Genomic DNA, 13,948 nt, shown 5'->3' with positions numbered 1-13,948 from the left:
GTTAGGGAATTTTAAATAATAATATAATTTATTTATTTTTAAAAAACAAACAAGTGCGTTTATAAGCAGTTAATTAAGTTTCCAATTATTTACACAAATGTTTAAATAATCTTATTTAGAATGCCTAAATTACCATTACGTAGACCATTAACCTTGTACATTTATTTAGTCACTGTACCTATTTGAATATACTTATCACGATTATAACTCAGTAATTGCCATGCGAATAGTTTTACCATTTGTTTTAGAGCAAATGAAACAAGAAGTATTAGAGAAAGCCGGACTAGCAGTTATTACCCCCTCAGATTGCCAATCATTATCACAAAAAATTTCTAAACAAACCAAAAAACAAATAAGTGATACCACAATAAAACGTATCTATGGTTTTGCATTAAGCAATTCTGTACCGTCATTATATACCCTTAATTTGCTTGCAGAATATTGCGGTTATATGTCATGGGATTATTTTTCTGATGAACATTCCAAGAAACCGGTTAAGCCGCATGTGCAAACCTTTGAAAGCGTGGACAATGCTTTTGATGTGCTGCGTAAAACTACACACAATACCCTGCAGGCTTTAAAAAATAAATCTGTTATACCATATAACTTAACTATTGGTAGGGAGGGTATTAATGAGCATCTAAATGTTTTCCTATCAGGAAATTATCGCGCTACCATTTTAACATCACCAGCCGGTTATGGAAAAACAATTGGCTTATGCCATTGGGTAGATGCGGAAATGAATAAAACACGTATTCGGGATAATGATGATGTGATACTTTTTTTAAACAGCAAGGTATTAGCCGGGCTTTCGCCAGGTATAAACTTAACAGACTGGCTGCTGGCCTTAATGGGTTTGCCTGCAGGCAATGGTTTTGACGCTATTGTAAATTTCGGTAAAGTAAAACATGGCAAATTTTATCTGGTGATAGATGAATTTGATGGTAATGTTTTTAAAACAGAGCAATTGGACATGCTTTTTAACATGCTGCTCGATTTTTTAGCCATAAGTAGTGATTGGCCGGGTTTTAAGCTGATACTTACCATGCGCTCTTCATCCTGGGTAACCTTTAAACGCAGATTAGTACTGGATAACCGTATGGGTGAGTGGTTTATCGGGTTTATGAATGATGAACATGAAGAAAGAAACGTATCTGCATTTACACCCAACGAGATCAAAGAACTTTGTACACGTATAAATCCTGCTATAAAATTACCAGAATTACTGCACCCCGAAGTATCTAAGTTTTTTAGTTATCCTTTGTTTTTTCAATATTACTACCAAAAAAACCATACCGATTTTTTGCTTGATGAGCTAGACCATTTTAGAATTTATGAAGTAATCTCATCGTATATATATGATAAAATATATGCAGGGAAATTCACCACAGAGAAAGTATTACTACTTAGGCTATTAATAGCTAATGGTCGGTTTAAAAACAACAAGTTTTTGATCGATAAGCTGAAAGTATATGATTATCTGAAAACATACCGCGATGCCTACAATGATTTGATCGGTATCGGCTTTTTACGCGAATCGAACAGTAGCGGGGAGGCTGTATATGGCGAGTATGTAGAATTTACGAATAAAAGATTATTTACCGCTATTATGGCTGCTCAGCTGGTTCATGATTGCGGTACCTACAACGATGAACTGTGCCTTAAAATCTCGAATGATATTGTACCAGAATATAGGGCTATGGTGCTTAAATGGTGTATTTTTAATGCGGTAAAAACAAAGCAGTTCGAAATATTTACACACTTAAGCAAGGTAGAATTACCCGCATCACAAAAAGCCATATTACTAAGTTTTTTAAGTAGTTTAATTAAAAGAAATTTCCTGTTACCGCCTGGTGTTAAAGCCGATGAATTATTTTTTTCTGATCATCAGCAAAGTGTCTTTAATTACTTTTTTGGTTTCGAATTTGTATCGCTCGAATATGAGCAAGCTTTAAAAGATCTTTTGAAACTAAATTTAAATGAAACTTTAAAAATATGGATCAATACCTGCTTATCAATTATCTACATTACTCAGCTAAACAGTGAGGCACTGGAGGGAACCATAAAAGTGCTGAGATCGTTTTCTTACGATGCTTTTGCCGATTTCCAGATCAACCCGCTTTATTGTATCGAAACCATTTACAACTACTTTAAATTTGGTGTGGTAACTAAAAAAGCATTGATGCAGATTACCCGTTTTATGTTTAATGGCCCATCTGCCAAAGGCGATGATAATGCTAAGAAGGCAGGGTCTCATTATGTATTATACTTGTTAGCTGCATCTACACTGCAAATCTCAGCTAATAAACATAAAAACATCAGGTTTATAAATAAGCTCAAAGAGTTGCATGCAGCTGAAGATGTATTTAATTCGAGTTATGATTTTTTTCTCCAGCTGGCACTGGCCGATTGCCATTTGGCTTTAGGCGAAACCGACTATGCGTTGGTTATTTATAATGAATTATTAAAAGAATATAAGGCCGAGCATTTGAAATATACGCCTTATATGAAAGTTTGCCTCGATGCTTTATCTGTAGCTATTGTAAAATACAGTGGGCAGGCAGAATATGTGACTATGATAATCAGAAATATGGTTAGTAATACAGAAAAAACCGGTTACAAATTTATTAAGGTAAATACACTATCTCTTTATCTCGAATACAACAATTTCGATAAGTCCACAGACCTGAACAAAGCTGCTTATATAAAATTTAAAAGATACCTGCACGCCACTGGGTTTAACACGCATTGCTTTTTATTGAATTATGCTAGAATTAAAGATATGCTATTAGTTTGATAGTCAGTATTTTTTGATTTGAAGCTCGCTTTTGGCGGGCTTTTTTTGTTTTGTGCTGATGTGTTATGCTATATTTTTAACTGGTTTTCGGCCCTACGTAATTATTAAAACAACGGTTTTTAAGAAAATAAAAATAATTAAAATGAACAGTTACTGAATATCATGAATAAAGTGTTCCTAACACTATTATAAAGTACGTCGTAGATATGTATAAAATTTTAACCGACGTGCCTTATGAAAGTTTTTACCCTTATCTCCTGGTGTTTCCTGCTCATAATCTGCCTGATAACAGGAACGATAAACAATGCGGTAGCGCAACGCACATTTGCTTCAACTACACAAACCGGTTCGGCCGGGCTGCTCTGTGTTAACTGTATTGTAACCTCGCCAGGGAACGCTGCAGATGGTAACTTACAAACTTTTTCAACCTTAAACGTAACACTGGGCCTGGGCGCACAAACCTGGGAAGAGTTGTTATTTCCCGGCGCGCCCGCCACTAAGGTTGCTGCCAACACGCCTGTATCCATTAAACTGGGTAGTGGCAATGCCTTGCTCAGCTTGCAGGCGTTGGGTGCAATATCGGTACAAGCTTATAATAACGGTACTGCAATAGGTTCGCCAATTGCGGCTAATACATTGGTTACAGTTTTAGATAATAATAATCAAACAGAAATAACTTTTACGCCAACCCAGCAATATGACAGGGTAAGAGTAACCATAAATGGCGGCCTGGTAGGTGCCTTAAGTTCAATTTATTTGTATGAGGCATTTACTAATGGTACTGCCGCAGTCGCTTGTAACAATGCATTTGACGAGTTGCACGGTATATCATCGGGCCTGCTTAATTTAGGGCTTGCAGTAGGCGGGGTGGTTAACCCGCAAAATGCTATTGATGGCAACCCGGCCACAGCATCAACTTTAAATGCAGGCGTTGGTCTTGTGGGTGCTTATGCCCAACAAACTATTATATTTTCTAACACATCTACCCTGGGCGATTCTGTACGGTTAACCGTTGCTATACCCCAGGCTTTACTTGATGCCGGTGTGTTAAACAATATCTCTGTTACTACTTACAACGGCAATACCAGCAATAACGATGCACAAACTTTAAGTTCTAGCTTACTAACTGTAAGGGTGCTTGACCCTGCTACTAATATTCGCACATTTACTTATGCGCCTACAAGCGTTTTCGACAGGGTACAGATCAGACTGGGCGGCGGCATTGCCAATGTATTATCGACCTTAAGTTTATATGAAGCACAAAGGGTTATACCCAGGCCTATTATTAAATATAATAACGTTGTAACCAGTAACGTGCAACTTTGCGCAGGCAGTTCGGCCACGCTGGTTGCCACTGCGGTTCCAAATACAACTTTTAACTGGTACACAACACCCACCGGTGGTAGTGCTATAGCAACCGGGCCAAGTTTTACTACAGGCGTGCTAAATACCACAACAACTTACTATGCCGAAGCTGTACGCACGGGCTGTACAGATGCATCAGAACGTACGCTGGTAAAGGTTACCGTAAATGCCATACCTGTAGCCCCGGTAGTGGCTAATGCTGCATTAACAGTATGCCCGGGCCAAACCGCAACCTTTTCTGCTACTGCGATAACCGGTGTTACTGTTAACTGGTATACAGCAGCAACCGGTGGCACTCCAATAGCCACAGGCAATAACTTTACTACTCCTGCACTTAATGCCAACACAACATATTATGCCGAAGCAGTATCGGGCGGAACTTGTATCAGCCCGGCACGTACAGCTGTAACTGCATCTATAAGTGCATTACCGACTACGCCAGCACTTACTATCCCAAACCCAACAATTTGCGCTGGGGGTGTAGCCGTGCTAGCCGTAAATAACCCTGTAGCCGGTTTAACTTATAACTGGTACAGCACATCAACAGGCGGAACCATTTTAGCAACCGGTACTAACTTTACTACACCTGTTTTAAGCAGCAGTACCAGTTATTACGTGGAGGCGGTAAACAGCACCGGCTGCAGTAGCATACAAAGGGCCCAGGCAACAGTTACGGTATCGCCGCTACCTGCCGACCCTGCATTATCTGCAAATAGTACAACCGTATTAGCCGGGCAAACTGCAACCATTGGTGTAACCAATGCACAAACAGGTGTAAGCTATAACTGGTATACCTCTGCAAATGCTGTAACACCTGTATTTACAGGCTCGCCTTACACAACTCCGCAGTTATATACAACCACAACTTACTATGTAAGCGGTAGCAATGCCAACGGTTGTACATCTGCCAACAGAACAGCCATCACCATTAATGTTACTATCAATAACAATACACCTTGTAGTTTCGCTAACGCGCACACCGAAGATGTGAACGGGCTGTGCATTGGTTGCGGCATTACCAATCCGGCTTTATCTGCCGATGCTGATACCACAACGGCATCATCAGTTAATGTACTTGCAGGTTTAATTGGTGGGTATGCCGGGCAGCAATTAACTTTCCAGCAACCGGGCTTTGCAGGTGACACCATTAAACTGGGATTGCAATCCAGTGCAAATCTGCTTAGCGCAGCAGTAGCCGGTTCGGTGCAGGTAATACTTTATAATGGTGCTACACAGGTAGCTACTTATAACCTGGATAATTCATTGATTAAGGTGAGGTTACTGGGTGGAGGTACAGGCCGTTATATCGCATTAATACCGGCAATAGGTGCTTATGATCGCGTGAGCATCCGTTTAAACTCTAGCGTAGCCGGGCTGATCAGTACTTTACAGATCTATTATGCACAGCAGATTTTCCCTAAGCCGGTATTAAACCCGCTTAGCCCCGAAATTTGCAAAGGAAGTACAGCTTCACTTAACATTACATCGCCCGCCAACGGTACTTTTACCTGGTACGATGCCCCAACCGGTGGAACCGTGGTACACACAGGCGCTTCCTTTACTACACCTGTATTAAATGCCAACACAACTTATTATGTAGAATACTCGCGCAATGGCTGTGTTAGTCCGGTGCGTTTCCCGGTATCAATTTTGGTTGATAACACACCGGCCGCACCAGCTGTAGCAGCAAATAACGTAACCATTACTAGTGGGCAAACCGCTACACTGGTTGCCACACCGCCAACTAATGCAACCATTAACTGGTATACCGCCGCCACTGGTGGGACTCCGGTTGCTACAGGTAATACGTTTACAACACCTCCGTTAACAGCTAACACTATTTATTATGCCGAAAGCACATCGGGCAGTTGTACATCGCCAACACGTACACCGGTTACTGTAACCGTAAACCCAATAGTGATACCGGATGTTACCGTTACCCCGCCAACACAAACAATTAGTGCCGGGCAAACTACTACGTTTACAGCCTCATCTACCACACCGGGTGCTGTGTTTAACTGGTATACTACCCCAACAGGCGGTACATCTATTTATACCGGTGCAACTTATACCACACCGGCCGAATTTGGCAACACAACTTTTTATGCCGAAGCAACTATACCGGCAACCAATGCCGTATCTGCAACCCGTGCTACGGCCAGTGTTGTAGTTACACAAAGTGGCGTTAGCCCGGTTGCCTGCGATGCTGCCATAGCCCAAACCACAGACGTTAACGGCCTTGTTTGTTTAGGTTGCAGCGTTAACAACGCAGGCGGCGCAGTAGATAATGATCGTAATACTTTCTCGCAATTAAACACGGTGGCTGGTTTAGTTGGTGCTTACGCAGGCCAAACACTGCGCTTTGCCAATACAGGCCATGCTGCAGACAGTGTTGTTGTTGAGCTGGGTATACCCGGTTCGCTCGCGAATGTTAACTTATTATCAAGCATAAGCCTTGCAACCTATAACGGTACTACTTACAATAACGACCGCTTTAATATAAACGGTTCTTTACTTCACATTACCCTATTAAACGGAACAAGTCGTTTCCGTATCGCATTTGCGCCGCAAGCAGATTTTGACCGTGTAGAAATACGCGCAAACTCCGCATTGGCCGGTGTGTTAAGTGCCGTAAATGTTTATGATGCCACACAAGAGATAGCCGCGCCAATAATTGCTACTGCTACCGTAGCTATTTGCGCCGGTACACAAGCCACCCTTACTGCAACGGCAAGTAGCGGAGCCACTGTAAAGTGGTATACTACAGCCACCGGAGGCACGCCGGTTGGTACCGGCCTGGTATTTACCACGCCTGTACTTAATACAACCACTATTTACTACGCCGAAGCCAGCAGAACAGCAGATGGTTGTGCGCAAGCCGTACGTACGCCTGCAACAGTTACTGTAAACCCAATACCTGCCGCACCTGTTGTAGCTACCGATAATGTAACTATTTGCGCTGGCAGCACTGCTAGCTTTACCGCACAGGCTGTTACTGGTGTAACCTTTAAATGGTACACTACACCTACAGGCGGTAGCGCTGTTGCCACTGGCAATTCATTTACTACCCCTGCACTGGCGGCTACTACCTTATATTATGTAGAAGCAACAGGTACAGGCTCATGCGCAAGTTCAACACGTACACAGGTAACTGCTACTGTAAGCAATGCCGTAGCCAATCCGGTAGTGGCACAAACCACTGTTCCGGTATGTGCTGGTTCGCCGGCTGTGCTTAGCGCAACATCCCCACAATCGGGCGTAACCTTTAACTGGTACACTGCAGCAACCGGCGGTACGCCTGTGTTTACCGGTGCACAATATACTACGCCTGCAATAACAGCAAATACATCCTATTATGTAGAAGCTGTTGCCGGTACTTGTGTAAGTCCGAACAGGGTAGAGGTAGATGTTACTGCCAATCCGCTGCCTGTGGCACCAACAGTTGCCGTTAACCCGGCAAGCGCGCAAATTCAATCAGGGCAAACAGCAGTTCTTACCGCATCGTCAGCTACACCTGGTGTAACCTTTAACTGGTATACTGCCGCAACCGGCGGAACGCCAATATTTACCGGGGCAACATTTACAACACCGGCCTTAACATCAACAACTACTTATTATGCCGAATCTGTGAGCACTTCGGGTTGTGCAAGCAACACACGTACAGCAGCCACTATAACTGTTGTACCGGTGTTTTCTACCAATTGCGATTTTGCATCATCGCAAATTACAGACGTAAACGGCGGAGCATTGTGTGTGGGCTGCGGAATTGATAACCCTAATAACGCTGTGGATGCCAACCTTACCAACTTTAGTCACCTGCATATCGTTGCCGGTGTGGCTGGGTCTTATGTGGCACAATCACTTGTGTTTGGTGAAACAGGAACCGTTGGCGACTCAGTAACCATAGCTTTAAATTTCCCGGCTTCCATTGCATCAGCAGGGTTGCTTAATAGGATCTCTATCGGATCTTACAATAACGCCACCAATAACAATGATGCCATATTCCTGAATAACAATGCTATCCGCGTCCAGATATTAGCAGGTGGTACCTCAGCGCTCATCCGCTTTGCGCCACAGGCAACATTCGATAGAGTGATAGTTACCCTCAACAGTGCCTTACTGGGCGTAAATAATTCTGTTGATATCCTGTACGCCAGCAAACAAGTTGAATTGCCGCAATTTGCAGTATCAACGCTTAATATATGCGCTGGCAATACGGCAACCTTTACAGTAAGCAACGCACGTGCCGGTGTCCATTACGAATGGTATGATGCCGCTACAGGCGGAAACTTAGTGCATACAGGCCCTAATTATACCACAGGCAATTTAACTGCAACCACTACTTATTATGTACAAAGTGTACGTGATGGCAGTAACTGCCCTAATACTAACCGGGTAGCTGTAACTGTTAATGTTACACCATCACCGGTTAATCCCGTACTGGCAAATATTGCTCCGGTATGTGCCGGCGATCAGGTTGCTTTAACAGTAACCAACGCAGGTACTAATACTGTAAACTGGTACGATGCCGCAACTGGCGGAAACCTTTTATTTACAGGAGCTGTTTACACAGTATCGCCAATAGCATCAACAACTTATTATGTTGAGCTGGCTAATGGCACCTGTACCAGCCCGGCCAGAACAGCCGCTGCTGTTACCGTAAACCCTCGTCCATTAATGCCGGGAGTGCAATCTGCCAATGTAAGCGTATGTATTGGCAGCACGGCATCGTTACAGGTAGTAAGCCCCGAAGCAGGTGTTACCTATAACTGGTATACAGTAGCAACAGGCGGAACTATTGCAGGTACAGGGGCTAATTTTACAACCCCGGCTGTATTAGTAAATACCACCTATTATGTAGAAGCTGTTAGTGCAGCTGGCTGTACCAATAATGGCGGCCGCACAGCGGTTAACGTAACCACCAACGGACAAATTGCTGCACCTGTATTAAGCGCCACAACCACACCGGTTTGTGCCGGCGGTAGTGCAAGCATTAGTGTGGTGAACCCGGTAGCTGGTTTGCAATACAGCTTTTATACTACGGCAACCGGTGGTACACCTGTATTTACAGGCACAACACTTACCATTAATAATGTTACTGCCAATGCAACCTATTATGTAGAAGCCACTAACAGTGCCGGTTGTACCAGTGCAACCCGTACACAAACAGACATAACCGTTATACCTACGCCTGCGCCGCCAATCATCCAGCCTGTTTCAGGTAGTTTAAGTGTATGTGCAGGTGCGTCTGCAACATTAAGAGTTGTAAACCCGCAAACTAATGTGGTTTACCGCTGGTACGATGCCGCAACTAATGGCACCTTATTATTCACCGGTACTGAGTATCAAACCCCGGCTTTAACAGCTAATACTACTTATTATGTAGAAGCCGCACAAGCCGGTAACTGTAATCCATCTACCCGTACCGCGGTAACCGTAACGGTTAACAGCTTACCATCCGACCCAACCTTGGTAGCGGCAAATGTGGCTGTATGTATGGGAGCCAACGCTACCTTAGCGGTAAGCTCGCCACAGGCAGGTATTACTTATAACTGGTATGCTACACCAACACTTATTAACCCGGTATTTACAGGCCCAACTTTTGTAGCAGGGCCAATTACTACTAACACTACTTATTATGTAGTTGCATCAAACGCATCTGGTTGTACCAGTGCTAATGCTGCAACCGCGCAAATTACCATATCACCGGCACCAGCTGCACCGGTAATTGCTAACGGAACTACCGTAGAAAGTTGTGCAGGATCAACCGCAACACTAAATATAGCTAATCCTCAGGCCGGGCTTACCTATAACTGGTATACTGCAGCCACCGGAGGCAGCCCTGTAAATACAGGCACCAGCTTTACAACCGGGACACTTTCTGCAAGTGTAACTTATTATGCCGAAGCGGTTAATGCAACAGGATGTGCTTCAGATACCCGTACTGCTGTTACCATCAATGTTAATGCAGTGCCTGTGGCTCCGGTTGTAACAGCGCAAGGCGGTTCTGCCACACCATCTGTATGCGCTGGCAGCAGTGCTATATTGGTGGCAACAAGCACTACACCAAATGTTAACTTTAACTGGTATACTGCCGCAACAGGTGGTACGCCAATATTTACCGGGGCAACATATACTACCGGTCCGCTTACGATTAATACCACTTATTATGTAGAAGCTGTAAGTATTACCGGTGGCTGTATTTCTACTACACGTACACCTATACAGGTTACCATTAGTAATACAACTGCAACACAACCTCAGGTAAATGCAGCCGATCTGGTTACTTGCCAAAATAGCCCTGCAACCATCCACATTACCACCCCCGATGCTGCAACCACCTACAACTGGTATGTAGTACCAACTGGCGGTACTGCAGTATTTAGCGGGCCGGTTTATACCACAGGGACTTTAACAGCCAATACTACTTATTATGTAGAAGCCGTTAACCCGGCAAGTTGTAATCCATCTGCACGCACAACTGCAGCGGTTGTTGTTAACAGCTTACCAACCGATCCAACCCTGGTAAATGCCAATGTATCTGTTTGTGCAGGTAATACAGCTACTTTAGCGGTAAGCTCTCCACAGGCTGGTATCACTTATCAATGGTTTGATAGCCCTGCGCTTACCAACCCGCCGGTTTTTGTAGGTGCAACATTTGTAACAGGCCCCGTTACTGCCAATGCAACCTATTATGTGCGTGCCGTTAATGCAAATGGCTGCAACAGCGCCAATACAGCTACTGCACAAGTAATAGTGCAACCGGCACCGGCTGCACCGGTAATTGCTAATGGTAGCACAGTAGAAAGCTGTACAGGTGCCCAGGTAAGTTTAACAATCTCTAATCCTCAATCTGGTGTTGTTTATAATTGGTACGCTGGCGCTACAGGTGGCAGCCCGGTTTACACAGGCACTAACTTTAATACTGCAGCGCTCTCTTCAAGTATTATTTACTATGCAGAAGCTGCAAACTCAACCGGCTGTACTTCAGGCACGCGTACACCGGTTGTTATTAACGTTAACCCATTGCCGGCTGCCCCTGTGGTTACAGCACAGGGAGGCTCTGCTTCTCCAACAGTTTGCGCAGGCACCAGTGCTACACTGGTTGCTACCAGCGCAACAGCCAACGTGAGTTTTAACTGGTATACCGCAGCTACAGGTGGTACCGCAATATTTACAGGCAGTACTTATACTACAGATCCGTTAACAGCCAATACCACATATTATGTTGAAGCGGTGAGCAATACAGGTGGATGCGTATCAACCACACGTACGCCGATACAGGTTACAATTAACACCACAACCGCAGCACAACCGCAGGTAAACACTGCCGATCTTACTATCTGCCAAAACAATACAGCTACCATACACATCTTAAGCCCTGATGCATCAACTGTATACAACTGGTATACAGCTGCAACAGGCGGTACGCCGGTTTACACAGGCACAACCTATACAACAAATGTGCTTACAGCAAACGCCACTTATTACATCGAGGCAGTAAGTACACAAAGTTGTAGCCCGTCGGCCCGGTTGGTAGTAAATGTTACTGTAACAACACAACCGGGTACCCCGGTACCAGGTGCGACTACTGTAGCTGCCTGCGCAGGCAGTCCGGTTACACTTACGGTAGCTTCGCCACAGGCAAACTATGTTTACAACTGGTACGATTCGGCATCTAAAACCAATTTATTAGGTAACGGTGCCAGCTTTACTACAGGCCAGATAACAGCAAATACTACCTATTATGTTGATGCCACAAACGGATCTTGTACCAGTGCTTCGGTTGGCAGTGTGCAGGTAACCGTGAGCCCGGTACCGGCAGCGCCAATGCTGGTAAACAGTACAGTACCCACCTGTGCCAGCAGCCAGGTAGCCTTGAGCATTGCCAGCCCGATAAGTGGTTTCACTTATAACTGGTATACAGCGGCTAGTGGTGGCGCGCCTGTATTTACAGGTAGCAGCTTTACTACACCGGTATTAACAGCCAACACCACTTATTATGCCGAGGCAGTTAATGCTACAGGTTGTAGTTCGGCAACACGCAGTCCTGTTAACATATCTGTATCATCCGCGCCAGATGCACCACAGGTTGCAGCGTTAAACGCAACCGTTTGCCCGGGCAGCAGTACATCTGTAACAGCTACCAGCACCGATGCCAGTGCAGTAATAACCTGGTACGATGCCGCTACGGGAGGCAATCTGTTATACACAGGTGCAACATTTACAACACCGGTTATTAGTGTAACTACAACATATTACGCCCAGGTAACTAACGCCGGTGGATGCAGCAGTACAACCAGGTCACCAGCCCTGATCCAGGTGTACGCTGCGCCGGCATCCCCTGTAATTACAGTAGGTATTATAACCGCAAACTCGATCACCTTCAGCTGGAGTAGTGTGGCAGGCGCATCGGGTTACCAGGTTAGCATAGATAATGGCAAAACCTTCTTTACACCAAGCTCTGGCAGTAACGGGTTAACACAGGTGGTTGCCAATTTACAACCTAACCAAAGCGTAAGCATTGTTGTAAAAGCAATAGGTAATACACAATGCCTGCTGAGTGCGCTTTCAAACTCAATTACTGCTATTTCGGCTAACCCGCTGGGCGATAACATCTTTGTTCCAAATGCATTTACACCAAACGGAGATGGCAAAAACGATATGCTTAGCGTGTACAGCAATGCCATCCAAAAACTCGACATGTGGATTTACGATCAATGGGGCGAAATGCAGTTCCACTCTAATACACAGGGGGCAGGATGGGATGGCACCTATAAAGGTAAGCCTCAGCCGGTAGGTGTATATGTTTATTACATCGAAGCAACCATGCAAGATGGACAAGTAATTAAGAAAAAAGGAACTATTAACCTAATACGATAATGAAAACCAAACTAATCATAATAGCCTTACTGCTTCAAATAGGGGTAGTAATTCGCAGCCACGCACAGGTAGATCCGCATTTTTCGCAATATTATGCGTATCCGCTATGGCTTAATCCTGCGCTTACAGGTGTTATTAATGGCGATGCAAGGGTGGCCGCCAACTATAAAAACCAGTGGGCAACCATAAATAATGCTTACCAAACTGCTGCCGTTTCTGCAGATTTCCGTTCAACCGATAAGTTAAGCCTTGGTATCAATGTGCTTAACCAATCGGCTGGCGGGGCAAGCTATAATTACTTTAGCGCTTATGGTTCGTTAGGATACGGTATTACCCTGTCTGACGATGGTAACCAGAAGCTGCACTTTGGTTTACAGGCCGGTTTAATTAACCGTGCATTTAATATGAGCAAACTGCAGTTTGGCAGCCAGTTTAACCCCGAACTTGGGTATGATCCAAATCTGCCCAACTTCGAGAACCTGGCAAATACCAGCAGTACCATTTTTGATGCCAATGCCGGGATCTTTTATTACAACGGCGACCCAATGGCTACTGTAAATGCCTTCGGTGGTTTTAGCGCCGGCCACTTAAATCGCCCTAAAGATGGTTTATCCGGCGATGGTAAAACCAAAATACCGATCCGTTATACCGTGCACGGTGGCTTACGTATTAAAGCCTCAGATTATTTTGATGTGGTACCCAATGCGCTTTACGTTAAACAGCAAAACACCCAGATCAAAGCTTTCGGGGCATATTCTGAGATAAAATTTCAGGATGATAAGGGCTTGATCCTCGGCGCGCTATTCCGTATTAATGATGCAGCAGTTGCCGATGTGGGATACCATGTAAGTAACATGATCATAGGCGCCAGTTACGATTTTAATACATCGTCACTTAACAGGG

General features: G+C 44.4%; 3 protein-coding genes. All 3 read left to right on the top strand.

The window, feature by feature from the left end:
- Positions 1-220 precede the first annotated feature (220 nt).
- On the top strand, positions 221-2,797 hold the full coding sequence (locus tag RG47T_RS09880; RefSeq protein ID WP_139235672.1) for an NACHT domain-containing protein: 2,577 nt from the start codon (positions 221-223) through the stop codon (positions 2,795-2,797).
- Positions 2,798-3,031: 234 nt separating this feature from the next.
- The gene (locus RG47T_RS09875; RefSeq protein WP_074489260.1) at positions 3,032-13,045 is read left to right on the top strand and encodes a T9SS type B sorting domain-containing protein; all 10,014 of its coding nucleotides are present in this window, start codon (positions 3,032-3,034) and stop codon (positions 13,043-13,045) included.
- The coding region (locus tag RG47T_RS09870; protein ID WP_216351036.1) for a PorP/SprF family type IX secretion system membrane protein at positions 13,045-13,948 on the top strand (904 nt) is incomplete at its 3' end. The genes RG47T_RS09875 and RG47T_RS09870, both read left to right, overlap by 1 nt.

It is taken from the genome of Mucilaginibacter polytrichastri, from assembly GCF_001911425.1.
GTDB classification, from domain to species: domain Bacteria; phylum Bacteroidota; class Bacteroidia; order Sphingobacteriales; family Sphingobacteriaceae; genus Mucilaginibacter; species Mucilaginibacter polytrichastri.
The sequence above is the reverse complement of the archived record's forward strand: the minus strand, read 5'-3'. Positions and strand labels throughout refer to the sequence as shown.

Bases quoted from the DNA above. Each gene is read 5' to 3' on its own strand.
- RG47T_RS09880 (WP_139235672.1), top strand. From the start codon at position 221: ATGCGAATAGTTTTACCATTTGTTTTAGAGCAAATGAAACAAGAAGTA.
- RG47T_RS09875 (WP_074489260.1), top strand. From the start codon at position 3,032: ATGAAAGTTTTTACCCTTATCTCCTGGTGTTTCCTGCTCATAATCTGC.